Consider the following 22114-nt stretch of genomic DNA (forward strand, 5'->3'; position numbering starts at 1 on the left):
ACGTCTCCTTCGAAGGTTATCGATCAATATTCGCGGACAGTTCCTAAAAACCGTCGCGCCCTGCGTGTCGAAATTCGGTCAGACACGGCAAACGTCGCGATCCGAATCGATCGGAAGCGAACGTATCAAAATCATCAGGGTGACTGCTGATATAGGCTTATGATGCTCAAGGTCAACTTGGCGACGAAAACGTGACCTGAAACCAATGCGTGAAAAATCTGAACCCTGGCGCGCGGCAGCCGGCCTTGCCTGAACGCGCAGCCCCGCCCTACACAGCCGATCGCATCGCAGAGAGTTCAGTCAGCTCATGGCCTTCGTCCGCACCTATGACGGCGCAGAACCCGTCCGCATCAACAAATGGCTGGGCCAGACCGGCGTCTGCTCGCGCCGCGAAGCCGAGGGGCTGATCGCCGAGGGTCTGGTCAGCATCGACGGCGAGGTGGTGCGCGACGCGGGCCGCAAGATCGAACCGGGCCAGACCCTGACGCTCAACGATACGGGCGAGGCGGCGCTGGCGGCGGGCGTCGCCATCCTGCTGCACAAGCCGGTCGGCTATGTCTCGGGCCAGCCCGAGCCGGGCAAGATTCCCGCCGCGCGCCTGCTGACCACGGCCAATAGGGTCGGCGACGGCGAGACGCCCGCCCGCGACGCCTCCCTGCCCCCGGTCGGGCGGCTGGACGAGGATTCGCGCGGCCTGCTGCTGCTGTCGTCGGACGGGGTCGTAGCCAAGGCGGTGATCGGCCCGCAGTCGGACCTCGACAAGGAATATCTGGTCCGCGTCGCCGGCGCCGTGACCGAAGCAAAGCTGTCCAAACTGCGCCACGGGCTGGAGCTGGACGGCCGCCAGTTGAAGCCCGCCCGCGTCACCCAGATGGAGCCCCAGCGCCTGCGCTTCCTGCTGCGCGAAGGCCGCAACCGCCAGATCCGCCGCATGTGCGAACTGGTCGGGCTGGAGGTCATCGACCTCTACCGCATCCGCATCGGCCCGGTGAAGCTGGGCGACCTGCCCGAGGGCCGCTGGCGGATGCTGACGGCCGACGAGCGCGCGGCGCTAATCAAGGGCTGACCGGCGCCGTCATGGTCGCCAGGCGGTTCAGTTCGGCGACGTGGGAGGCGAATGCCGCCTTGCCGGCATTGGTGAGGCTGAGCCAGGTGCGCTGCCGCCCGCCCTGCGCCGCCTTGCGGACGGCGAGATAGCCCGCTTCTTCCAGGGTCTTCACGTGTTTCGACAGGACGGAGTCAGACACCTGAATGGCGTCGCGCACCACTGCGAACTCGGCTTCGGCGGCGGACAGGATAGCGCAGATCTGTAGCCTTCCCGCCGCATGGATCACAGGATCGAAAACCGGCGGCTTCACGATAGGCTCCGCACGTCGATGCGGTACAGACGCATCCAGACCCTCATGCCGATGACGCCCAGAACCGCCGCCGCCAAACCGTTGGCGATCGGCACCCAGACGACGCCCTGCATCCGCCCGAACCAGATGCTGACGCCCATCAACCCCATCAGGATCGCCGCCAGGCCAAAGGCGGCCCAGCGGGCGCGACGCGGAGAATACCCGTTCACCCAGACCCCTGTGCGATCTTGCCAGACCCGCATGATCGTCACCAGAATCGCGATCGCCGCCACGACGCAGGCCATGCCGATCATGGTCGGAAAACCCTGTCCCGCCACCAGAAGCCCGCACGCCATGGCGTAGCCGGCGTCATACCACCAGGGCCAATACTCCATCTTTCCGAGCGCCTGCTCGCGCGTCTGGCGTATCTGCTCCAGAGCGGCCTTCGCATCGTGCGTATCTGACATGGGACATCCCTTACTTTCCACAACGGAAAATGAAGATGACTTTCCACTTCGTTAAGTCATAACTTTCCAGAACGGAAAGTTATCTGAGCGCCTCAAACCACCGCTGCAGCAATGCGGCTTCGGCGCGGTGAGCAGCGGTGCGGGCAGCCGCCTCCTCGTCCACGCCCCAACGCTCCTCAGTAAAGGCTTCGTCCAGACGCGACAGGTCCAGCGCCGCCTCGCCCGCCAGCGCCCCGCGCTGCACAGCCAGCCCCAGCACTGCCGACCCGAACAGCGGCACGGCCGTCGCCAGCCCGGTCAGGGCGAAGTCGTCCATCTCAAGCGCCAACGCCTCGACCCGCGCCAAAGCCTGCGGAGCCTGCGGGCGGTGGATGATGCCCTCTACCGTATGCAGTTCGACGCCCAGCTCACGCGCGGCCCAGTCGCGCCACGGGCCCCACTCCGCCTGCTGGCGCTCGATCAGGCCCGACGGCGTCTCGGCCAGATAGCAGAGCACGTCCGACCCGGCGTAACGCGCGATCTCTTCAGCCACAGGTCCGCGCGTCTGGCTGACCCGGTCGATGGCGGTCGAGGCCAGGCGGGTGGCGGGCATGGTGGCGGGCATCAGGTGCTCGCCCTGTGCGTTCCATTCGTCCGCCACCAGCCGCGCGGCGGCCTCGGTCGGCAGGACGATGGCGTTCCCGGCCGGCGTCTTGGGCGCACGACCGTCCAGCAGGACGATCCAGCCGCCGTCGCGGGCCTCGACCCCGGCGCTCTTCCAGAAGCGCTTGATGCGCTCCTCGGATTCTCGAAAGCCCTTCTGGGCGGCGACGTTGGGGTCCAGCGGGGGAATATGGGTCATGGAGGCAGCTTCTAGGCGAACAGCTTGGTCGAGGCGAACCGGTCCAACGCCGCCTCCAGGTCAGGAAAATCAGCGGCGATGTGCAGCGCGCCTGCCGCGGCCTGCTCCTCGATCGTATGAAAGCCCCAGCCGACGCCCAGCGGGTGCACCCCCGCCGCCACGGCCATCGTGATGTCGTGGCTGGTGTCGCCGATCATGGTCGTAGAGGCCGTATCCGCGCCGCAGGCGGTCATGGCGGCGCGCAGCATGGCCGGGTCCGGCTTGCCCGGCCCGTCCTCGGCGCAGTGGCTGGACAGGAAAAGGTCGCTCCACTCGGGCCGCGCCAGGTTGCGAGCCACCCCGCGCCGGTTCTGACCCGTCGCCAGCGCCAGCCGCCAGCCATCGCGCTTCAACCGCCGCAGCGTGTCCATCACGCCGGGATAGAGCGGCTCCTCATGCCCCGCCTCATACATGGCGCGAAAGCTGGCCTGAAAGGCAGCAACGAAATCCGCCAGTTCAGCGTCCGTCAGCGACGGCTCAAGCACATGCAGGGCGTGATGCAGGCTGAGGCCCACGATCCGGCGCACCCGATCGTATTCCGGCTCGGGCAGGCCCAGCACCTGCGCCGCCTCGCAGGCCGCGCGATAGATGGAGGCCCGGCTGTCGACCAGCGTGCCGTCGATATCGAAAACGGCGAGCGGCCTCATCGCATCCGCCGCACGCCCTCGAAGGGATCCTCGTCCGCCTCGTCCTCGGAGAAGCCAAAGTGGTTGAAGCCGGCCCTCATCTCGGGGCTGAGCGGAGCCTCGACGATCAGCTTGCCGCCGCCGGGATGGTCGAGTTCGATGCGGCGGGCGTGAAGCTGCAGCTTCAGCGGGCCGGACAGTTCGCGCGACCTGTCGTCGCCGTATTTGGGATCGCCCAGGATGGGATGGCCGATGGCCGCCATGTGGGCGCGCAACTGGTGCGTCCGGCCGGTAAAGGGGCGCAGCGCCATCCAGGCGGCGCGGTGGGCGGCGCGGCTGATCGTGGCGAAGGCCGTTTCGGCCGGTTCGCCCTTGGGGTCTTTGGGCTCGGCCGGGCGCATCATCTCGAAGTCGTTGATGCCCGTCTTCTTCAGAGCCATGTCGATCTGGCCCGCCGAAGGCTTGGGGTTGCCGATGACGATGGCCCAGTAAGTCTTTTTCGCCTGACGACGAGCGAAGGCGCCCGCCAGACGCTTGGCCGCTTCCGGTCCCTTGCCCAGCAGCAGCACGCCCGAGGTGTCGCGGTCCAGACGGTGAACCAGGCGCGGGCGCTCCATCCCCTCGCCCCAGGCCGACAGCAGGCGATCGACGTGCTTGGTCGTCTTGGTGCCGCCCTGCACGGCCAGACCGTGCGGCTTGTTCAGGGCGATGACCATGTGATCTTCATAAAGCACCAGCGACTTGGCGTAGGCGATGTCGCGCTCGGTCAGTTCATGCAGGTCGCCGGGCTTGCGAGGATTGGCGTCCGGCAGCGGCGGCACGCGCACAGCGGCGCCAGCGGTCAGGCGATCCTGCGGCTTGACGCGCGAACCGTCGACGCGGATCTGGCCGCTGCGGGCCATCTTCTCGACCTGGATGTGGGTCAGGTGCGGCCAGCGTCGCTTGAACCAGCGATCCAGGCGGATGTCGTCTTCATCCTCGGCGACATAGAGGGTCTGGACTTCGCGGCTCATGCGCCCACTCCGGTAAACAGTTTGCGCGCGATCATCAGGCCGACGAACAGGGCGGCGATGGCGAGAACCACCGAACCCGCCGCATAAACCAAAGCCGGGACGATTTCACGGCGTTCGATCATCAGGGCCGTTTCCAGTGAGAAGGCGGAGAAGGTCGTGAAGCCGCCCAACACGCCGACGGCGGCGAACAGGCGAATGCTCTCCTGTCCGGCCCCCGCCTTCAGCGCCAGCCAGCCGGCCAGCAGTCCCATCATCAGGCCGCCCACGACATTGACGGTCAGCGTCGCCCACGGCCAGGCCGCGCCCGGCGCCAGGCGACCTGCCGCCAGGCCCAGACCATAGCGCGCCATCGCCCCCAGGCCGCCGCCGATCGCCACCAGCAAGAAACGTGTCATGCTGGCGGCATATACTGTTCCGACCCCATTTGCGAAGGCCGCCATGCACGACCTTATCCTCGCCATCCTGCATCACCTGCTGTTCCTGGGCCTGATCGTCATGCTGGCGTCGGAGCTGGCGCTGCTGCGGACGCCGGAACCGCCGGCGAGGCGACTAGCCGGACTGGACGCGGGCTATGGGGTTACGGCCCTGCTGATCGTGCTGGTCGGGGTCGGGCGGGTGATGGGCGGCAAGGGCTGGGCCTTCTATGAAGCCAACCCCTTCTTCTGGGCCAAGATCGCGACCTTCGCCCTGATCGGCCTGATCTCGATCCGGCCGACGTTGCTGATCCTGAAATGGCGCAAGGCAGGGAAGACCGCCCCCGGCTATATTCCACCACAGGCCGAACTGACCGCCGCCCGGCGCGCTATCGGGCTGGAGATTCTGCTGCTGATCCCGCTGCTGGCCTTCGCGGCCGCGATGGCGCGCTGGCCCTTCTAGGCCTTACAGGCGCGGACGAATGGCGTCCTGCACCCCGCGCGCGTCATAGGCTTCCCGGCGATCCGGGCGCTGGCCGCGGCCCATGACGACCTCCAGCGTCGTCGAGGTCGGCTGTGGTCCGCTGAGGTCGAAGCCGAGGCCCACGCCGACGCCCGAGGTCGACCATCCGCCGTAACGGCCGGAACTGGCGCCCACCGACACGCTGGGACGCACGCCGCCCGCGCTGTCGGGACGACCATCGATCCAGCGCTGCGTCACCTCGAACCAGTCGTAGCCCTGCTCGACCGTCAGTTGGGCGGCGCGGAACAGGGCCATGTCCGCCACCGGACCGGGCGCGCCCACGCCCTTGTAAGTCACGCGGAAGCGGTCGCGCTCGATCTGTTGTTCGGAATAGCCCTGCCCGTTCGCTCCCATCTGCTGGCCATAGGGCGCCAGGCTGGCGCAGGCGGTCAAGGCCAGGGCCGAGGCGGCGATCGTGACGATGGCAAGGCGTTTCATGCGCGTGTCTCCCACGCCCGAACAGCGCGCGGGCGAGCCGGATTGTTCCGCCGCGAAGCTGAACAGGGGATGAAGCGCCTAAAGCCCCCCTGCGTCGCGCAGGGCGACGAAATCTTCCGGCTCCGGCGCCTCGACCGTCACGCGTCCGCCGTCGGGATGAGGAAAGCTCAGCTTCGCCGCGTGCAGCATCAGGCGCGGCGCCGCGCGCCCGGCGAAGGTCAGGGCGCCGCCATAGCGGACGTCGCCGACCAGAGGACGCCCGATGGAGGCCATGTGGACCCGGAGTTGGTGCATCCGTCCCGTCTCCGGCGACAGTTCGACCACCGCCCCGTCCTGACTGGAGGCCAACGTGCGATAGCCGCTGGCGGCCCCCTGCGCGCCCGGCGCATCGAAATCCACGACCCGCATATAGCTTTCACGGCCGATCTCCTCGCGACGCAGGGCCGAGGTGATGCGACCGGACTTGGGCTCCGGGGCGGCCGCGACCAGCGCCAGATAGGTCTTCTGGAACTTGCGCATCTGCATCGCCTTGCCGAAGAAACCGGCGGCGGGCTTGGTCTTGGCGGCCAGGATGACGCCGGAGGTGTCGCGATCCAGCCGATGCACCAGCTCGGGCCGCTTGCCGTTGGATCGGGCGAAAGCCCACAGCAAGTCGTCCAGCGTATGCGCCTGAATGCGGCCGCCCTGACTGGACAGGCCCGAGGGCTTGTTGAAGGCGATCAGATGCGCGTCTTCATGCACCACCCAGGAACGGACGGCGGCGATCTCTTCTTCGGTAAGGGAAACGGGCTGGCGGATATTCACCCGCCGAGCCTTAGCGGAGCAGACGGCGCTTCGCCATGCCTCTCAGGAGATCAGGTCCCTCAGCGGATCAGGCCCTTGCGGCGCGCCCAGTGGGCATAGGCGATCTGGATGACGAAAACGGCGGCGACCGCCACGACAGAGGCCAGCCCCGCCGCGCCCAACACCTCGCGCCCATTGCTCAGCGCCAGCACATAGACGGAGTGCGCCAGCATGGCGATCAGGCCCGCGACGAAGGCGTTGAAGGCCAGCTTGCGCCGCAGCAACAGCATCAGCGCGCCCAGCAGGCCGCACCACACCGCCACGCCGAAGGCCACATCCGTCCACATCGGCGCCGAGCGCAGATAGAAGACCTGCTCCATCGTCAGGGCGCTCCAATAGGCCTGCGCGCCGGTCACCTTCTGGTACCATTGCCAGACACCTACGCCGTTCCAGAGCACCGAGGCCACAGCGATGGCCCACAGGTGCCACGGCGCCGTCGAGCGCTTCGAAATATCGACCATCATTCTTCCCCCCAAGAGCCTTGAGCGCCGAAAACTACGCCGAAATAGGCGGCCGCAACAAGGGCTTCGGCCGCGCCTCAGACGATCACGCCGCGCCGACCCATCCAGGCGCAATAGGCGGTCTGGGCGACAAGGACGGCGATGATGACCAGGCCGAACGCCACGCCGACCGGCCCCATGATCTCGCGCCCATTGCTCATGAAATGGATGTAGGCCGTGTCCGCCAGCATGGCGATGAGCGCCACGGCGAACACCAGCGTCGCCTGTCGCCGTCGCAACAGCAGCAGCATCGCCGCCAGCAGCCCGCCCCAGAAGGCGATCCCGACCGCGACATCGGTCCACAGAGGCACGGCGCGCAGATAGGCGGCCTCGGCCGGGGTCATGCCGGCCCAATAGGCTGGATCACCCGTCACCTGCAGCATCCACTGCCAGACGAAAAGCGCATTCCACAGGAAGGACAGCACGCCGACCAGCCACACATGCCAGGGCGTCGACATACGTCGCACAACATCGACCATAGCCGCCTCCGCAGTTGGGAGGTTCAGCTTACGCTTCCAAGACACACACAACAATGAACATCGTTCACCGACCGCCCGAGGCATTGCGCGAGGGGTAGACGCCCTATGCCTTGTCCGCCTGCATCCGCGCCCGCATCGCCGCCCAGCGTTCCAGGCGCGCCTTGACCTTCTCTTCGTGGCCCTCGCCTTTGGGTTTGTAAAAGGTGCGGCGCTCCATCTCATCAGGGAAGAAGTCGGCGCCGGAGAAGCCCTCGGGCGTGTCGGGGTCGTATTGGTAGCCCTTGCCGTAGCCCAGCGACTTCATCAGCTTGGTCGGCGCGTTGCGGATATGGGCGGGCGGCATCAGGGAGCCGGTCTCGTGAGCGGCGCGCTTGGCCGCCTTAAAGGCTTCATAGACCCCGACCGACTTCGGCGCCGTGGCCAGATGGACCACGGCCTGAGCAAGCGCCAGCTCGCCCTCGGGCGAGCCGAGGAAGTCGTAGGTGTCCTTGGCCGCATTGGCGACCAGGAGGGACAGGGGGTCGGCCTGACCGATGTCCTCGACCGCCATGCGCACGATCCGCCGCGCCAGATACAGGGGGTCCTCGCCCCCGTTCAGCATCCGCGCCAGCCAGTAAAGCGCCGCGTCCGGGTCCGAGCCGCGCACCGACTTATGCAGGGCGGAGATGAGGTTGTAGTGCTCCTCGCGCGACTTGTCGTAGGCGGGTGCGCGTTTCTGCAGCACGCCCGCCAGGGCCTGCACGTCCAGCGGCTCGACGTCCGTCAGATCGAACAGCACCTCGGACATGGTCAGCAGGTATCGGCCATCGCCGTCCGCCAGCGCCAGCATGGCCTGCCGCGCCTCTGGCGTCAGCGGCAGGGACTTGCCCATCAGCGCCTCGGCCCGATCCAGCAACAGATCCAGCGAGGCGTCGTCCAGCCGCTTCAGCACATAGACCTGGCTGCGCGACAGCAGGGCGCCGTTCAGCTCGAAACTGGGGTTCTCGGTCGTGGCGCCGACCAGGGTGACGATCCCCTCCTCCACGAAGGGCAGGAAACCGTCCTGCTGGGCGCGGTTGAAGCGGTGGATCTCGTCCACGAACAGCAGGGTCTGCTGCCCCGCCGCCCGACGCATCCGCGCGGCCTCGAACGCCTTCTTCAGGTCGGCGACGCCTGAGAAGACGGCGCTGATCGACTGGTATTCATAGCCCGCCGCCTTCGCCAACAGGCGAGCGATCGTCGTCTTTCCTGTCCCCGGCGGCCCCCACAGGATCATGGAGCCGAGGCGCCCGGCCTCGATCATGCGGCGGATCGGACCGCCCTCGCCCAACAGGTGGTCCTGGCCCACCACCTGATCGAGCGCCTGCGGGCGCAGACGGTCGGCGAGCGGCGCGTCGGGAGGATGAATGCCGGAGGCTTCGAACAAATCAGTCATGGAACGCTCTAGATAGGCGTTCGTTCGGGCGACTGCACCCGCTACAACGCCTCCAAGGAGGAATCGCATGACAGAACTCAAGGCTGAACAGGGACCGCGCGGCGGGGTGACGCCCCATCTGACCATTCCCTCGCGCGGCGCCGCCGCAGCGATCGAATTCTACGCCCGCGCCTTCGGGGCCGAGGAAGTCATGCGGGTGCCCGCCGAGGACGGCGAACGTCTGCTGCACGCCCTTCTGCGCATCAACGGCGGCCGCCTCATGCTGGCCGACGAATTCCCAGAATGGACCGGCGAGGCCGACATCAAGCCGGTCGGCGTCAGCCTGCATCTTCAGGTCGACGACGCCGACGAATGGTGGGGCCGCGCCCTGGTCAACGGCGCGATTCCGGTCATGCCGCTGGAGGACCAGTTCTGGGGCGACCGCTACGGCCAGGTCCGCGATCCGTTCGGACACCTGTGGAGCATCGGCGGACCGGTGAAGGGGTAAGACCCCGCCGCCGTCAGCATCAGAAAACGCGCTTCCCTCTCCCTCCCCTTCATGGGGAGGGTGGCTGAGGCCGCAGGCCGAAGACGGGTGGGGGCGGCAAGACTAATCAAGCGCCGCGCGCCCTCATCACCGAGCCCTTCCCACCCGGTCGCTTCGCGACCACCCTCCCCATGAAGGGGAGGGAGAAACGCGGTGTCGGTTTCCTTAAGGCAAGCGGCCCGTCAGACGGCGGCCGCCGCGGACAATAGTCAATTCCGAGCCCCGCTGTGCGCGGCCAAGGGCGGCGACCGTGGTGACGGCGCGACCATCAATCTGCACCACCAGGTCGTTGGGACGCAGGCCGATGCGTGCCGGGACGCTGTTGCGTTGCAGCCCCGTCACCACCACGCCGCTGGTGAAGGGATCGCCGCCCAGACGGTCGGCCAGCGCAGGGTTCAGCGCCACGCCCTGAAGTCCGGCCAGCGCCCCCTGCCCCACGACCGTACCCTGTCCCGGATCAGCATCGCCAGGCAGGGTCGAGACGCGGGCGTTCAGCGTCTGGGTCCGGCCGTCGCGCAGCACCGTGACGGCGACGGAAGCGTTGGGCGACTTGGTGCCGACGCGGAAGTTCAGGCCGCCCTGGTCATTGACCTCTGCGCCGTCGATGGCGGTGATCACGTCGCCCTGCTGGATGCCTGCGCGCGCGCCCGGCCCGCCGGCGTAGACGTCGGTGACCATCAGCCCCTGCGGCCGCTCAAGGCCCAGACTGCGGGCGATGTCGGCGCTGACCGTATCGCCCTTGACCCCCAGCCAGGCGCGCTCGACCGCCTTGGCGCCGCCGACCGCCGAATCCACCACCCGCTTGACCATGGCCGCAGGCACGGCGAAGCCGACGCCGCTGGACGAACCCGAGCGTGAGAAGATCGCCGTATTGATGCCGATCAGTTCGCCGTCCATGTCGACCAGGGCGCCGCCCGAATTGCCCGGATTGATCGGCGCGTCGGTCTGGATGAAGGAGCCGGAATCGCTGATGCCCGTCTCGGTGCGGTTCAGGGCCGAGATGATGCCGTTGGTCACAGTCTGGCCGACGCCGAACGGGTTGCCGATGGCCAGCACCAGATCGCCGACCTGCTGCTGTTCCTGATCGTCGATGCGCAGGACCGGCAGGTCGCCGTCCAGGTTCTCGAGTTGCAGCACGGCGATGTCGGACCGCTCGTCCGCCAGCAGCACCTTGGCCGGATATTCGCGCCGGTCGTTCAGGGTGACGCGGATCTCCTGCATGTTCTGGATGACGTGGTTGTTGGTCACGACGATCCCGTCCGGACGCACGATCACGCCCGAACCGATGGAGCCGGTCACGCGCGACTGCGGCCCGCCCCCGAACAGTTCAAAGAAGGGATCGCGCACGCGCTGGACGCCTCGCGCGGAAATATTCACCACGGCGGGTGCGGCCTCGCGCACCACGGGAGCGAAGCTGGTCTTCAGCGATCCGGCGTCGCGCGGGGCGACGCGGGGCTGTTCGGCGAAGACGCCTTCCTGCGCCTTGGTGGGCTGCGGCTGGCCGCAGGCGGACAGGATCAGGGCGGCGGCGATGGCCAGTCTGGAAGTCTTCATCTCGTCCCGGTTCTACAAGCTTGGGCGTTGCATCCATTCCGCCTCGGCTTTTCGACAGGATCAAGGCCGTCGTTCGATCCGGGGCGCGGCGGCGATCAAACGGACGTGACCTCCTCCCGTTCCGCCCGACGCGCGGTCAGGAAGCCGATCAACGCCCCGAGCGCCAGCACGACGGAGGCCAGATAGAAGGCCAGCCCCGGCTCGGACAGCATGGCGTCGGCTGCGGCCGACACCGCAGGCAGCCCCCGATCCGACAACCAGACCGCCGCCCGCCCGCCGCCCTCGCCCACGGACACCGAATAGATCCAGCCGAAGAACAGGGGCGACGCCACCCCGGCGATGGAAGCGACGCTCATGTTGGCGCCCTGCAGCTGGCCCTGTTCGCTCTCGCCGACGCGGCGGGTCATCAGGGACTGAAGCGTCGGCATGGCGAGGCCCCACAGGGCGTTGGGGAACATGGCGACGATGAAGGCGACGCCCGTCGGCGCCCAGCCCATCAGTGCGATGCCCACAGCCCCGCCGCACAGGCCGAAGATCATGGTCGCTCGGTCCCCGAACCGCTTGGACGCCGGGCCGACCAGCACGCCCTGAACGATCATGTCCAGCACCCCGACCATGGCCAGCAAGGCCCCGACCTGCCACGGCCCCCAGCCGTAACGCAGCCCGGCGTAAAGGACGAAGACCGCCGAAAACACGTGGTGGGCGAAATAGAGCAGGAAGTTCACGACCGCGAGGCCCGCCAGCTCGGCGTGACGCTTCAGCAGGATCATGGCGCCGATCGGATTGGCGCGGCGCCAGCTGAAAGGCATCCGCTTCTCGGGCGCCAGGCTCTCCGGCAGGATGAACAGGCCGTACAGGAAGGCCAAGCCCGATAGGGCCCCTGCCACCCAGAAGGGCACGCGCGGTCCGAACTCGCCCAGGAAGCCGCCCAGCACCGGCCCCAGCACGAATCCGCCCGAGAAGGCCGCGCCGATCAGCCCATAGGCGCGGGCGCGTTTTTCCGGCTCGGTGATGTCGGCCATATAGGCGTAGATGGTGGTGAAGCTGGACGAGGTGACGCCCGCCACGAGTCGCCCGACCGCCAGCCACCACAGGTTCGGCGCCAGCGCCATCAAGACATAGTCCGCGGCCAGCCCGGCGCAGCTGATCAGGATGACCGGGCGGCGCCCGTACTGGTCCGACAGCGAGCCGATCACCGGCGAGGCCAGGAACTGCATCCCCGCCCACAGGGCCACAAACACGCCATTCAGCAGGCCTGCCCGCGCGTTCGACCCGACAAACTCCTCGATCAGATGCGGCAGGACCGGAATGACGATCCCCATCGCCACGATGTCCAGCACCGCCGTCACAAGGATGAAGGCGATCGCCGCACGGCGGACCTTGGGGATATGCAGGGACATGGATGCTCGCGGAGGTGGAGCGCCGTTCTACTCCGCTGCCCTTTTCCAGCCCATACCTCGATCAGTCGCTTAGCGCTGCGTGACGGGCAGCGTGTCGTTCGGGTCACCGTCGCCCCGCGGCGCCGTCACGCCCAGCAGGCGGGCCAGGAAGGGCTGGACGTCGACGCTGTCCAGGTTCTGCAGCCGCCGCCCTGCAATCACGCCCGGACCGTGGGCGATGAAGATCGCCTGCATCTCGGGGGCGGCGTTGTCATAGCCGTGGGCGCCGCCGGACCGGGTGACCGGGCGCGCCCTGGTCGCCAGCAGCCAGCCCGGCTCGGACGCGCAGACGATGGCCGAGACGCGCGGATTCGAGCCCAGCGCCAGCCGCGCCGGAATCTCGCTCTTGCGCCAGCAGTCCAGATGAGGGCGCGAGCCCAGCAGCGCCTGCTCCACCTCGGCCTCACGGCCCTCGACCGGATTGAGGAAGGCGACCGCGCCCGAATAGACGATCTGCACCGCAGCCGGATCAATGATGTCGTCCAGCACGATGACGCGGTCCGGCGAGGTCGCCGCCATGCCGTGATCCGACACCACCACCAGCACGGTGTTGTCATACAGACCCCGCGCCTTCAGTCCCTCCGCCAGACGCCCGATGGAGGCGTCGACCGAGCGCATCGCTTCCAGCGTCTGCGGCGCATCCGGGCCGTGGTTGTGCCCCATGGTGTCGACGATATCGAAATAGAGGGTGGTCAGGACCGGGCGCTGGGCGGCGGGCAGGTCCATCCAGGCCAGCACCTGATCAACGCGGACGTCGCCCGGCATCGACTGGTCGAAAGGCGTCCAATAGCTGGGACGCACCCCGCGAATGTCAGCTTCGGAGCCCGGCCAGAACATGGTGGCCGTCTTCACGCCCTGCCTCTCGGCCGAGACCCAGATCGGCTCGCCCTGATCCCACCAGCGGCGATCGGTGACCGCCTGCTTGTTGCCGAGCGAGAAGCGGCCCAGTTCAGCGTCGACCATATTGTTGCCGACGATGCCGTGGTGATCGGGATGCAGGCCGGTGACGAGCGTATAGTGGTTGGGGAAGGTCACGCTGGGGAAGGACGGCTTCATCGGCCCCGACGCCCCCTCGGCCGCCAGCTGCGCCAGCACCGGCGTCGCCCCGCGCTCCAGATAGTCCGCGCGAAAACCGTCGATGGAGATCAGGATGACGTTCGGCGCCTGAGCCGTTTCGACCGGCGGCGGGGGCGGCGTGGTGGCGCAGGCGGCGACGGCCAGCGTCAGGACGGCGGCGCGCGCCAGGCCGAACAGACGATCAAACATGAGGAACTCCCGGAAACCGACTTTCTCGCGAATATTGCCTAAGCTTAATCCACGACAGACAGAAGACGGCTTGCCGGTTTTTCCACGCCGGGCCACGCTGCCGGTCATGACCAGCGTTATCGAAACGAACGGCCTGACCAAGACCTATGGCGCGGTGCGCGCCCTGGACGGCCTCAGTCTCAGCATACCGCGCGGCGGGGTCTATGGGGTGCTGGGGCCCAACGGCGCGGGCAAGTCGACCCTGTTCCGCATCCTTCTGGGCCTGATCCGGCCCACGGCGGGCGAGGTGCGGGTCATGGGCCAGCCGACAGGCGATCCGGCTGTGACCCGTCGCATGGGCTCGATGATCGAGACGCCGCGCTATCCGCCCTATCTGACCGCGCGTCAGGCCCTGCGCTGGCTAGCGCTGGCGCACGGAATGGGAGCTGACGCAGAGACCGACCGCTGGCTGGATCGGGTCGGCCTGTCCGAGGCGGCCGACCGCAAGGTGCGCGGTTTCTCGGTCGGCATGATGCAACGGCTCGGCGTCGCCGCCGCTCTGATGACCCGACCCGATCTGGTCATCCTTGATGAACCGACCAGCGGCATGGACCCGCCCGGCATCCAGGAAATGCGCGCCCTGATCCGCAGTCTGGCTGACGACGACGGGGTGACCATCATCCTGGCCAGCCACCAGCTGCTGGAGGTCCAGCGCGTGTGCGACCGCGTCGCCATTCTGAACCGGGGCAAGCTGGCGGCCGAGGGCAGGGTCAGCGACCTGACCGCCTCGGGCGAGCGCCTGCGCCTGTCCGCCACGCCTCTGGCCAAGGTCATGGCCGTGCTGGGCGAGCGGGGCAGCGTTCAGGACGACGCCGTCATGGCCGCCGTTCCCCGCGCCGAGGCCCCTGCCCTGCTGCGCGCCCTGATCGAACAGGGCGTGGACATCGACGAGGCCCGCTGGGTCGGCGCGGATCTGGAAAGCGTCTTCATGACCGAAACCTCTTCCGCCGAGGGAGGCCGCCCATAATGCTGGCCGACGCCATCCGCGCCGAAACCTGGCGCCTGCTGCAGAACCGCACGGCGGTGTTCTGGAGCGTCGTTTTCGTGCCTCTGATCTCGCTGGCGCTGGCGACCGCAAGCTTCCTGTTCATTCGGTCCAAGATGGACGGGGCGATGCAGACCCTGCCGGTTGAACTGAAACTGACCGCCAGCGCCGTCGATCTGGGCCAGTCGCTGGTCGATGCGGCGGGCGGTCTGGCCAACCCCGGCGTGCTGGCCTTCCTGTTGATCGGCGCGGCTACCGTCTTCGCCGGCGACTACCGCTGGGAGACCTGGCGGTTGATCACGGCCCGCAACACCCGGCCGAACCTGATCATGGGCAAGGTAGGCGCGGTCAAGCTGATGACCCTGACCGGGTTGATCCTGCTGTTGATCGCCGGCATGGGCGCCGAAGTCGCCAAGGGCGTGATCTTCGGGCGCAGCTTCGCCTTCGGCTTCGGCGGAGAACAGGCGCAGGCGTTCGGCCTGCTGGCGCTGCTGTCCTATGTGCGGGTGGTGCAGTTCCTGTTGCTCAGCCTGCTGGCGGCGACAGTGACGCGTTCCCTGCTGGCGGCGCTGTTCGTGCCTCTGGTCATCGGCGTCGGCCAGTTCTTCCTGGCCAAACTGAGCCCCCTGTTCGGCTGGCAGATGGGCGACTGGGCGACGATGCTGCTGTTGCCCGGCGACGCCTTCGAAGTGCTGAAGGTTCTGATCAAGGGCGGCATGGAAGCCGCCCTTGTCCCCGCAGGCGCCATCTGGCGCGCGATCGCGGGCCTGGCGCTATGGAGCTTCGGCCCCTTCCTTCTGGCCCTGGCGTGGTTCCAGCGACAGGACCTGTCGAAAGAGTAGAATCTTTCCTCCCCACTGCGTGGGGAGGGGGACCGCGTAGCGGTGGAGGGGCTTAGGGCTGCGGAACCAAGCAGCCCCTCCGTCTCGACGGCTACGCCGCCGATCCACCTTCCCATGTCATGGGGAAGAGAAACCCAGCGCCTTCTCCATGAAGACGTCGGCCCGGACATAGGGCGTGTCGCGCGGCGGCAGGCGCACGAAGCCGAAGCTGTCATAGAGCGCCAGAGCCGGGCCGAGCGTCGAACTGGTCTCCAGATAGAGGCGATGCGCCCCCGCGTCGCGGGCCGCCGCTTCGCAGGCGTCCAGCAGGCGGCGCGACAGCCCCTGACCGCGCGCGGACGGCGCAATGGTCATCTTGGCGACCTCATAGCCGCCGTCGTCCATCGCCATCAGGGCGCAGCAGCCGACGGCCTGCCGCGCCTGCTCGACAAAGAAGATGCGCCCGCCCGGCCTCAGGATCTGGCCTTCAGGATCGCCCAGAACCTTGCGGTCCTTGGCTTCGATCGCGAAGCCGCCCTCGGCCAGCCAGGCCTCATTCAGCGTCCGCCAGGCGTCGCGATGGTCCGGGCGATAGGCGACGATGACGAAGGCTTCCCCGCTCATGCCGATGCCCCCCGGCAGTGATCCGCAAAACCGGCGACGAAGGCAGTCAACCGTCGGCGCGTATCCGTGTCGATCAGACGGCCCTCGGCGTCAAAGGCGTCGCCCGCGCGTGTGACCATCACCCTTGCCCCGAACCACGGCGCCGCACCCAGGGTGCGCAACACCGGCAGCCAGGCCGCCTGGCTCATCAGCGTCCCGAACGGCCCGGGCGAGGCGCCCAGCACCGCCACCGGCCGCCCGCCGAACACCCGACCGATGTCTGAACTGGGTCGGCTCAGCCAGTCGATGGCGTTCTTGAATGGTCCGGGGATGGAGTTGTTGTACTCCGGCGTGAACAGCATCAGCCCGTCGCAGCCGGCGATCAGATCCTTCAGCGCGACCACGGCTTCGGGCAGGCCCTGCTCGGCCTCCAGGTCGCCGTCATAAAGAGGGATGCCGTGGATGGTCGCGGCGATCAGCTCCACATCTGCGGGCGCCGTCTCCTGCGCCGCGCGCAGCAGGGCGCTGTTGTAGGAGGCCGCTCTCAGGCTGCCCGACAGTCCGACCAGACGCATTTCAGTCCTTCGTCTCCGCTAGCGTCGCCGTATCAGGCGACGACAGCCTTTCGCCGTGAATTTGCTGCTCGGCGCAACCCTCGGCCAGAAAATCCAGCAGCATCCGCACTGAAGGCAGCAGCCCGCGTCGCGACGGAAAGACCGCGTGGACGATCCACTTCTTGGGCCGCCAGTCCGGCAAGAGGTCGATCAGCCGGCCCGCCTCCAGATCGCGCATAACCGCCACGCTGGGCAGCAGGCCTACGCCCAAGCCGGTCAAAGCGCCTTCATGCAGCATGTGCAGGTCGTCGGTGACCAGGCGCGGCGCATGGCGCACCGACGCCGTCATGCCGTCCTTGTGGTTCAGCGCCCACACATGATCTCGATGCGCCGGACCGAAATCCAGACTGGGCCAGCCTGCCAGATCGGCCGGACCGGTCGGCGCTCCCATGCGGGCGATCAGGTCCGGGCTGGCGACCAGGCGATGCACGCTTTCGTCCAGTTTACGCATGACCAGATCGGTCTGCTCCAGCGGCGGCTCGCGCACGCGGATGGCCAGATCAAACCCTTCGCCGATGACGTCCACCCGACGGCTGGTGCTGTGAAGCTGCACCTCCAGCTCGGGATACAGGGCCATGAAGCGCACGATCAGCCCGCTCATCTGATAGGTCAGCAAGCCCGGCGCGCAGGCGACGCGGATGGTGCCGCACGGCTCGGACCGGGCGCCGTCGATCAGGGCCTGCGCCGCCTCGGCTTCAACCAGCATGGCGAGGCAGTGCTGGTAATAGGCCTGACCGATCTCGGTGACGGAAAACTTGCGCGACGAGCGCTGGATCAGCCGCGTGCCCAGTTGGTCTTCCAGCGCGGCGATGCGGCGGCTCAGCTTGGATTTCTGCATCCCCAGCGCCCGCGCCGCCGGGGCGAAGCCGAGGTGATCCACCACCTGCACGAAGTAATAAAGGTCGTTGAGGTCTCTCATCGTCCTATTGATAGGACGCAGCGAGGCGATTTCGCAATCTGTCCCTGTCGGCGTTCCAGCGTCATAAAGTCTTCAACGCGATCGGCCCTGCCCCCAGCGGCCGATCCAACGAATGGAGACAAGACCATGAAGAAGGTTCTGGGCCGTTACGGCAACGACCGCGGCCACTGGGTCGGCGACGGCTTCCCCGTCCGTTCGCTGTTTTCCTACAACGCCGTGGGCAAACAGGTCAGCCCCTTCCTGCTGCTCGACTACGCCGGTCCCTACAACTTCGAGCCGACGACCGAGCGGCGCGGCGTGGGCCAGCATCCGCACCGCGGCTTCGAGACCGTGACCATCGTCTATGACGGCGAGGTCGAGCACCGCGACTCGACCGGCCAGGGCGGAATCATCGGCCCCGGCGACGTCCAGTGGATGACGGCGGGCGGCGGCATCCTGCACGAGGAGTTCCATTCTCCGGCCTTCTCGCGCACCGGCGGCCCCTTCCGCATGGTTCAGCTGTGGGTCAACCTGCCCGCCAAGGACAAGATGACCCGTCCCGGCTACCAGTCGATCCTGAACGCCGACATTCCGACCGTTTCCCTGCCCGACAATGCGGGGACCGCGCGGATCATCGCCGGCGCGATGGAGGGCTCGAAAGGCCCGGCCACGACCTTCACCCCCATCAATGTGTGGGACGTGCGGTTGAACCGGGACGCCGAGACGACGCTGGATCTGCCCGAAGGCCACACGGCCATGGTGGTGGTTCTGTCGGGTCATGTCACCGTCAACGGCGACCAGCCCGCGGGCGCCGCCGAGGCCCTGCTGCTGGACCGTCAGGGCGCCGGCGTGACCCTGAGCGCCGATGCGGACACGACCCTGCTGATCCTGACCGGAGAGCCGATCGACGAGCCCATCGTCGGCTACGGCCCCTTCGTGATGAACAGCGAGGACGAAATCCGCACCGCCATCACGGACTTCAACAGCGGCCGCTTCGGCGACATCCCCGCCGCAGCGTGACACACTGAGCAACAAGCGGCCCGGCCATCGCCGGGCCGCCGCCCTTTCAAGGAGGCCCCCATGATCGAACTCATCATCGACCAGCGCCGCAAGGACCTCGGCGGTTTCGAGGTCGGCCGCGTCCTGCCCTACGCCAAGCGTCGCATGGTCGGCCCGTTCGTCTTCTTCGACCACATGGGCCCGGTCGACATGCCCGCCGGTATTCCCAAGACGGTCGATGTGCGTCCGCACCCGCACATCGGCATCTCGACCCTGACCTATCTGTTCGACGGCGAGATCACCCACCGCGACAGCCTGGGCGTCCAGCAGGACATCCGCCCGGCCGAGGTCAACTGGATGACGGCAGGCAGCGGCGTCACCCACTCCGAACGCTTCGAACGGGCGCGGATGGAGGGCCTGCGCCTCGAAGGCATCCAGGCCTGGGTCGCCCTGCCCAAGGGTCAGGAAGAGATCGATCCGTCCTTCCAGCACGTCGTGCCCGGCGACCTGCCGACCTGGATCGAGAACGGCGTCAAAGGCCGTCTGGTCGCGGGTGAAACGATGGGCATGAAGGCCGGCGTCAGCACCTTCTCGCCCCTGCACTACATGCACCTGGAGCTTGAGCCCGGCGCCCGGTTCCAGACCCCGACCGACCATTCCGAAAGCGCCGTCTACGTCGTTCAGGGGCTGGTCGAAATCGACGACGGCAGGCCCGTAGGCCACGGCCAGATGGCGGTGCTGTCCAAGCGATCGCCATCGGTCATCCACGCCCTGCAGCCGACCACCGTCATGGTGCTGGGCGGCGAGCCGGTAGGAGAGCGTTTCATCGAGTGGAACTTCGTTTCCTCGTCGCAGGATCGGATCGAACAGGCCAAGGCCGACTGGCGCGCCGGGCGCATGAAGCTGCCCGACATGGATGATCAGGAGTTCATCCCCCTGCCGCCGGACCGCACGCCGCCTCCCCCGCCCATGTCCTGATCGGAGTCGTCCTCATGGCCATTGCACACGCCAACATCGGCGCCGCCCGCTATCGGACCGCCATCCGGACGGGCGGCGACCTGCAACACCAGCTGATCGCCGACGAGCCGCGAAGGCTGAATGGAGACGATCAGGGACCTGCGCCCTTCGACCTGCTGATCTCGGCGTTGGGGGCCTGCACGGCCATCACGCTGAAGATGTACGCCGAGCGGAAGGACTGGCCGCTGGAAGCGCTCGACGTTCAGCTCGAATACCTGGGAGGCGAAAATCCGCCCCGGATCGAGCGCGTCCTGACGCCTGTCGGTTCGCTGGATGACGCCCAGCGCGCGCGCCTGGCCGATGTGGCCGAGCGCACGCCGGTGACCTTGGCGATCAAGAACGGCGTCCCAGTCAACACAAGGCTGGCGTAACGCCCTGCCGCCGCGGGGCCTGCGCCCTCAGTAGGTCCAGCGGACGCCCAGCCGCAGGGTGCGCGGCGGGCCGTAGCCCTCGACGCCGGTTCCAGTCTCGGACACCTCGACCGCTTCGTCGAACAGGTTGTCGGCGGCTGCCCAGATCATGGCGGCGGGGGTCATCCGCCATTCGGCGCGGGCGTCCACCACGACGGCGGCGCCCAGAACGCGGCTGTTCAGGTCGTCTTCAAACCGTTTGCTCTCATAGCGGGCCTGGGCGGCCAGGGTCAGACGGTCGCCGGCGCGCCAGTCCAGCCCGGCCGTGGCGCTCCAGATCGGCGCCTGGGCCGGACGCAGGCCCGTCAGCTGCGGCGCCGCCGAGCCGCCGTCCATGCGGGCGTCGGTGACGGAAACGGCGCCGTCCAGACTCAGACCGCCGGGCAGGCTGCGGCGCGCCGTCAGTTCGATCCCTGTCGCCTCGATGGTCCCGGCGTTCTGACGCTGACGCAGCACGCCGCCGGCCGGAACAAAGCCTGCGCGCGGGAAGGATCCCGGCCCCTCGCCGATGGTCACATTGACTATGGCGTCCTCGATCCGGTTCCAGAACAGGGTCGCGCCGAAGACCGCGATCGGCCCCTCATAGGCCAGCCCCGCCTCCACGCCCTGAAGGGTCTCGGGAACCAGGGCGGCGTTGGCCTCGGTCAGGTCGTTGCCGACCCGGAACGGGCGGTGCAGCTCGTTCAGCGTCGCCGGGCGGAAGCCGGAATAGGCCGCCGCCCGCCCCGCCCAGCCGCCGCCGAGGAAGCGCCGCGCCGCCAGACGCGCGCTGACCACCTCGCCCGAGCGGTCGGTATCGGCCTCGTCCAGGGTCGCCGTTCCATCGGCCCGATCACGCTCCAGACGGCGGCCGTTCTCATTCTTCCAGCTGTCCAGACGCAGGCCCCCGGCCACCAGCCACAGGTCGTTGCGCCACGATGCCTCGCCGTAGAGGCCCGCCACTGCAGTCTCGCCGCCCGCGATGCGGTCGCGGGTGAAGGCGCCGTCCATGAAGCGGAAGCGTTCGCGGGTCTCGCCCTCGTTGAAGCGGGCGTCGGCGCCCAACTCCCATTCCAGCCGTCCGCCCGCCACGTCGCGCGAGGCGCGGCGCAGCGCGGCGTTGACGCCCCAGCCGGTTGCGGGCGTCTCATACTGATCATTGGCGGGCGTGGTCGCGTTGCGGTCCGCCGCCACCGCGACGGAGGTATTGGCGAAATCGCTTTCGCGTCGCCAGGCCTGCAGTCGCCAGCCATAGCCGCCGTCCTGCGGCCGCTTCGCCGCCGTGGCCGACAGCAGGTGGCCGCTGGCGCTGGACCGCGCCCCCATGAGGCCCGAGCCGCGCTCTTCGTCATAGGCCGAGGCGCGCAGCGACAGACTGGCCTCGCCCAGCGGCGCGTCCAGCCGCAGCGCCGCCGCCTTGCTCGTCAGATCCAGCGGAGTATCCGCCGTCCCGGCCGCCGCGCCGCGCACGGGCGTATAGCCGTCGCTGGTCTCATAAAGGGCCGAGCCCGTCAGCCGCAGAGGGCCGGCGTCGAGCCCGCCCGCCCCGGCCAGCCGCGCCCCACCCCTTTCGGCGATCGAGGCGTCCAGCACCCCGCCGCGTTCCCGCTCGCGCAGTTGAATCACCCCGGTCAGGGCGCCCGCGCCATAGGGACCGGCACCCGCGCCGCGCACGATATCGAGGCTTTCCAGAGCCTCAGTCGGCAGTTGCGACCACAGGACCCAGCCGCCGAACGGATCATTCAGCGGCACGCCGTCCAGAGTCACCAACGTCCGCCCCGCCCCTGACGGCGCGATGGCGCGCAGCGATATCCCCTGCGTCGTCGGATTGGCGGACAGGCTGGTGGTGCGTCGGAACAGGGAGACCGCAGGCACGCTGGCCAGCGCCTCATCCAGCCGCGTCGACCGATCGAGCGCAAGCCCATCCAGCCGCACGACCGAAAAGGCCGCCTCCCCCGCCGCTGGCGGCAGACGCGCCGCTGTGACCACGACTTCGTCAACGACCGTCGGCTGTATGTCCAAAACCCAAAC

Annotated in this window: 26 protein-coding genes; 8 read left to right on the forward strand and 18 right to left on the reverse strand. The window is 68.1% G+C overall.

Translation table 11 applies throughout. The features are described from left to right. The first annotated feature begins 307 nt into the window (after nt 1–307). Nucleotides 308–1066 (forward strand): pseudouridine synthase, encoded by a 759-nt coding sequence (locus tag D1604_RS04485; protein WP_119412334.1) that lies wholly within the window; start codon nt 308–310, stop codon nt 1064–1066. On the opposite strand, the gene D1604_RS04490 is transcribed toward D1604_RS04485, so the two are convergent. The 6 genes from D1604_RS04490 to crcB form a co-directional block, all read right to left on the reverse strand. Beyond that, the gene (locus D1604_RS04490) at nt 1056–1358 is read right to left on the reverse strand and encodes a winged helix-turn-helix domain-containing protein (RefSeq protein ID WP_119412335.1); all 303 of its coding nucleotides are present in this window, start codon (nt 1356–1358) and stop codon (nt 1056–1058) included. The two genes, D1604_RS04485 and D1604_RS04490, sit on opposite strands and share 11 nt — an antisense overlap. Then, on the reverse strand, nt 1355–1804 hold the full coding sequence (locus tag D1604_RS04495) for a hypothetical protein (RefSeq protein ID WP_119412336.1): 450 nt from the start codon (nt 1802–1804) through the stop codon (nt 1355–1357). The genes D1604_RS04490 and D1604_RS04495 overlap by 4 nt, the downstream gene beginning before the upstream one ends. Before the next feature lie 79 nt (nt 1805–1883). After that, on the reverse strand, nt 1884–2645 hold the full coding sequence (locus tag D1604_RS04500) for an ATP12 family chaperone protein (RefSeq protein WP_119412337.1): 762 nt from the start codon (nt 2643–2645) through the stop codon (nt 1884–1886). Between the two features lie 11 nt (nt 2646–2656). Continuing rightward, entirely contained in the window at nt 2657–3331 is a 675-nt protein-coding gene (locus D1604_RS04505; protein ID WP_119412338.1) for an HAD-IA family hydrolase, read from the reverse strand. Beyond that, complete coding sequence (locus D1604_RS04510) at nt 3328–4323, reverse strand: RluA family pseudouridine synthase (protein ID WP_119412339.1); 996 nt, start codon at nt 4321–4323, stop codon at nt 3328–3330. The genes D1604_RS04505 and D1604_RS04510 overlap by 4 nt, the downstream gene beginning before the upstream one ends. Then, entirely contained in the window at nt 4320–4718 is a 399-nt protein-coding gene (gene crcB / locus D1604_RS04515; protein ID WP_024353949.1) for a fluoride efflux transporter CrcB, read from the reverse strand. The genes D1604_RS04510 and crcB overlap by 4 nt, the downstream gene beginning before the upstream one ends. Nucleotides 4719–4761: 43 nt before the next feature. Here crcB and D1604_RS04520 point away from each other — a divergent pair, with 43 nt between their 5' ends. Then, a complete protein-coding gene (locus tag D1604_RS04520) occupies nt 4762–5199 on the forward strand; it encodes a DUF2214 family protein (protein WP_233551860.1) in 438 nt (145 codons plus the stop codon). Between the two features lie 3 nt (nt 5200–5202). On the opposite strand, the gene D1604_RS04525 is transcribed toward D1604_RS04520, so the two are convergent. The 5 genes from D1604_RS04525 to D1604_RS04545 form a co-directional block, all read right to left on the reverse strand. Further along, a complete protein-coding gene (locus tag D1604_RS04525; RefSeq protein ID WP_119412341.1) occupies nt 5203–5697 on the reverse strand; it encodes a CC0125/CC1285 family lipoprotein in 495 nt (164 codons plus the stop codon). A 78-nt stretch (nt 5698–5775) separates the two neighbouring features. Further along, the gene (locus tag D1604_RS04530) at nt 5776–6501 is read right to left on the reverse strand and encodes an RluA family pseudouridine synthase (protein WP_119412342.1); all 726 of its coding nucleotides are present in this window, start codon (nt 6499–6501) and stop codon (nt 5776–5778) included. A gap of 59 nt (nt 6502–6560) precedes the next feature. Continuing rightward, nucleotides 6561–7001: a hypothetical protein gene (locus tag D1604_RS04535; RefSeq protein ID WP_233551861.1), complete on the reverse strand. Its 441-nt coding sequence runs from the start codon at nt 6999–7001 to the stop codon at nt 6561–6563. Between the two features lie 77 nt (nt 7002–7078). Continuing rightward, entirely contained in the window at nt 7079–7498 is a 420-nt protein-coding gene (locus D1604_RS04540) for a hypothetical protein (RefSeq protein WP_233551862.1), read from the reverse strand. A gap of 124 nt (nt 7499–7622) precedes the next feature. After that, nucleotides 7623–8933: a replication-associated recombination protein A gene (locus tag D1604_RS04545; protein WP_119412344.1), complete on the reverse strand. Its 1311-nt coding sequence runs from the start codon at nt 8931–8933 to the stop codon at nt 7623–7625. Between the two features lie 67 nt (nt 8934–9000). Here D1604_RS04545 and D1604_RS04550 point away from each other — a divergent pair, with 67 nt between their 5' ends. Then, the gene (locus D1604_RS04550; RefSeq protein ID WP_119412345.1) at nt 9001–9420 is read left to right on the forward strand and encodes a VOC family protein; all 420 of its coding nucleotides are present in this window, start codon (nt 9001–9003) and stop codon (nt 9418–9420) included. Between the two features lie 204 nt (nt 9421–9624). Here the strand turns inward: D1604_RS04550 and D1604_RS04555 are convergent, their stop codons facing one another. From D1604_RS04555 to D1604_RS04565, 3 genes are all read right to left on the reverse strand, one after another. Further along, nucleotides 9625–11013, reverse strand: coding sequence for a Do family serine endopeptidase (locus D1604_RS04555; RefSeq protein ID WP_119412346.1), 1389 nt, complete (start codon nt 11011–11013; stop codon nt 9625–9627). Nucleotides 11014–11108: 95 nt separating this feature from the next. Beyond that, nucleotides 11109–12413, reverse strand: a complete 1305-nt coding sequence (locus D1604_RS04560) for a TCR/Tet family MFS transporter (RefSeq protein ID WP_119412347.1) — start codon at nt 12411–12413, stop codon at nt 11109–11111. A 69-nt stretch (nt 12414–12482) separates the two neighbouring features. After that, nucleotides 12483–13718, reverse strand: a complete 1236-nt coding sequence (locus tag D1604_RS04565) for an alkaline phosphatase family protein (RefSeq protein ID WP_119412348.1) — start codon at nt 13716–13718, stop codon at nt 12483–12485. 106 nt (nt 13719–13824) lie between these two features. Here D1604_RS04565 and D1604_RS04570 point away from each other — a divergent pair, with 106 nt between their 5' ends. Both D1604_RS04570 and D1604_RS04575 read left to right on the forward strand, forming a co-directional pair. After that, nucleotides 13825–14724 (forward strand): ABC transporter ATP-binding protein, encoded by a 900-nt coding sequence (locus tag D1604_RS04570; RefSeq protein WP_119412453.1) that lies wholly within the window; start codon nt 13825–13827, stop codon nt 14722–14724. Continuing rightward, a complete protein-coding gene (locus tag D1604_RS04575; protein ID WP_233551863.1) occupies nt 14724–15584 on the forward strand; it encodes a hypothetical protein in 861 nt (286 codons plus the stop codon). The genes D1604_RS04570 and D1604_RS04575 overlap by 1 nt, the downstream gene beginning before the upstream one ends. 117 nt (nt 15585–15701) lie before the next feature. On the opposite strand, the gene D1604_RS04580 is transcribed toward D1604_RS04575, so the two are convergent. The 3 genes from D1604_RS04580 to D1604_RS04590 are packed head-to-tail and all read right to left on the reverse strand — an operon-like array spanning nt 15702 to nt 17699. After that, a complete protein-coding gene (locus D1604_RS04580) occupies nt 15702–16187 on the reverse strand; it encodes a GNAT family N-acetyltransferase (RefSeq protein ID WP_119412349.1) in 486 nt (161 codons plus the stop codon). After that, complete coding sequence (locus tag D1604_RS04585; protein ID WP_119412350.1) at nt 16184–16741, reverse strand: NADPH-dependent FMN reductase; 558 nt, start codon at nt 16739–16741, stop codon at nt 16184–16186. Before D1604_RS04585 ends, D1604_RS04580 begins: the two co-directional genes overlap by 4 nt. Before the next feature lies 1 nt (nt 16742). Continuing rightward, on the reverse strand, nt 16743–17699 hold the full coding sequence (locus D1604_RS04590; RefSeq protein ID WP_119412351.1) for a LysR substrate-binding domain-containing protein: 957 nt from the start codon (nt 17697–17699) through the stop codon (nt 16743–16745). A gap of 126 nt (nt 17700–17825) precedes the next feature. Between D1604_RS04590 and D1604_RS04595 the strand changes: the two genes are divergently transcribed. The 3 genes from D1604_RS04595 to D1604_RS04605 are packed head-to-tail and all read left to right on the forward strand — an operon-like array spanning nt 17826 to nt 20065. Continuing rightward, nucleotides 17826–18698: a pirin family protein gene (locus D1604_RS04595; RefSeq protein WP_119412352.1), complete on the forward strand. Its 873-nt coding sequence runs from the start codon at nt 17826–17828 to the stop codon at nt 18696–18698. Nucleotides 18699–18758: 60 nt separating this feature from the next. Beyond that, the gene (locus D1604_RS04600; protein WP_119412353.1) at nt 18759–19655 is read left to right on the forward strand and encodes a pirin family protein; all 897 of its coding nucleotides are present in this window, start codon (nt 18759–18761) and stop codon (nt 19653–19655) included. Nucleotides 19656–19669: 14 nt separating this feature from the next. Beyond that, nucleotides 19670–20065 (forward strand): OsmC family protein, encoded by a 396-nt coding sequence (locus D1604_RS04605; RefSeq protein ID WP_119412354.1) that lies wholly within the window; start codon nt 19670–19672, stop codon nt 20063–20065. A 27-nt stretch (nt 20066–20092) separates the two neighbouring features. On the opposite strand, the gene D1604_RS04610 is transcribed toward D1604_RS04605, so the two are convergent. Next, nucleotides 20093–22105, reverse strand: coding sequence for a TonB-dependent receptor (locus D1604_RS04610; RefSeq protein ID WP_119412355.1), 2013 nt, complete (start codon nt 22103–22105; stop codon nt 20093–20095). Nucleotides 22106–22114 lie beyond the last annotated feature (9 nt).

It is taken from the genome of Brevundimonas sp. LPMIX5 (assembly GCF_003576505.1).
Taxonomy (GTDB): Bacteria; Pseudomonadota; Alphaproteobacteria; order Caulobacterales; family Caulobacteraceae; genus Brevundimonas; species Brevundimonas naejangsanensis.

Bases quoted from the DNA above. Each gene is read 5' to 3' on its own strand.
- D1604_RS04600 (WP_119412353.1), top strand. From the start codon at position 18,759: ATGATCGAACTCATCATCGACCAGCGCCGCAAGGACCTCGGCGGTTTC.
- D1604_RS04525 (WP_119412341.1), bottom strand. From the start codon at position 5,697: ATGAAACGCCTTGCCATCGTCACGATCGCCGCCTCGGCCCTGGCCTTG.
- D1604_RS04540 (WP_233551862.1), bottom strand. From the start codon at position 7,498: ATGTCGACGCCCTGGCATGTGTGGCTGGTCGGCGTGCTGTCCTTCCTG.
- D1604_RS04595 (WP_119412352.1), top strand. From the start codon at position 17,826: ATGAAGAAGGTTCTGGGCCGTTACGGCAACGACCGCGGCCACTGGGTC.
- D1604_RS04590 (WP_119412351.1), bottom strand. From the start codon at position 17,699: ATGAGAGACCTCAACGACCTTTATTACTTCGTGCAGGTGGTGGATCAC.
- D1604_RS04520 (WP_233551860.1), top strand. From the start codon at position 4,762: ATGCACGACCTTATCCTCGCCATCCTGCATCACCTGCTGTTCCTGGGC.
- crcB (WP_024353949.1), bottom strand. From the start codon at position 4,718: ATGACACGTTTCTTGCTGGTGGCGATCGGCGGCGGCCTGGGGGCGATG.
- D1604_RS04495 (WP_119412336.1), bottom strand. From the start codon at position 1,804: ATGTCAGATACGCACGATGCGAAGGCCGCTCTGGAGCAGATACGCCAG.
- D1604_RS04565 (WP_119412348.1), bottom strand. From the start codon at position 13,718: ATGTTTGATCGTCTGTTCGGCCTGGCGCGCGCCGCCGTCCTGACGCTG.
- D1604_RS04560 (WP_119412347.1), bottom strand. From the start codon at position 12,413: ATGTCCCTGCATATCCCCAAGGTCCGCCGTGCGGCGATCGCCTTCATC.
- D1604_RS04605 (WP_119412354.1), top strand. From the start codon at position 19,670: ATGGCCATTGCACACGCCAACATCGGCGCCGCCCGCTATCGGACCGCC.
- D1604_RS04550 (WP_119412345.1), top strand. From the start codon at position 9,001: ATGACAGAACTCAAGGCTGAACAGGGACCGCGCGGCGGGGTGACGCCC.
- D1604_RS04580 (WP_119412349.1), bottom strand. From the start codon at position 16,187: ATGAGCGGGGAAGCCTTCGTCATCGTCGCCTATCGCCCGGACCATCGC.
- D1604_RS04570 (WP_119412453.1), top strand. From the start codon at position 13,825: ATGACCAGCGTTATCGAAACGAACGGCCTGACCAAGACCTATGGCGCG.
- D1604_RS04500 (WP_119412337.1), bottom strand. From the start codon at position 2,645: ATGACCCATATTCCCCCGCTGGACCCCAACGTCGCCGCCCAGAAGGGC.
- D1604_RS04585 (WP_119412350.1), bottom strand. From the start codon at position 16,741: ATGCGTCTGGTCGGACTGTCGGGCAGCCTGAGAGCGGCCTCCTACAAC.
- D1604_RS04485 (WP_119412334.1), top strand. From the start codon at position 308: ATGGCCTTCGTCCGCACCTATGACGGCGCAGAACCCGTCCGCATCAAC.
- D1604_RS04510 (WP_119412339.1), bottom strand. From the start codon at position 4,323: ATGAGCCGCGAAGTCCAGACCCTCTATGTCGCCGAGGATGAAGACGAC.
- D1604_RS04535 (WP_233551861.1), bottom strand. From the start codon at position 7,001: ATGGTCGATATTTCGAAGCGCTCGACGGCGCCGTGGCACCTGTGGGCC.
- D1604_RS04505 (WP_119412338.1), bottom strand. From the start codon at position 3,331: ATGAGGCCGCTCGCCGTTTTCGATATCGACGGCACGCTGGTCGACAGC.
- D1604_RS04555 (WP_119412346.1), bottom strand. From the start codon at position 11,013: ATGAAGACTTCCAGACTGGCCATCGCCGCCGCCCTGATCCTGTCCGCC.
- D1604_RS04575 (WP_233551863.1), top strand. From the start codon at position 14,724: ATGCTGGCCGACGCCATCCGCGCCGAAACCTGGCGCCTGCTGCAGAAC.
- D1604_RS04545 (WP_119412344.1), bottom strand. From the start codon at position 8,933: ATGACTGATTTGTTCGAAGCCTCCGGCATTCATCCTCCCGACGCGCCG.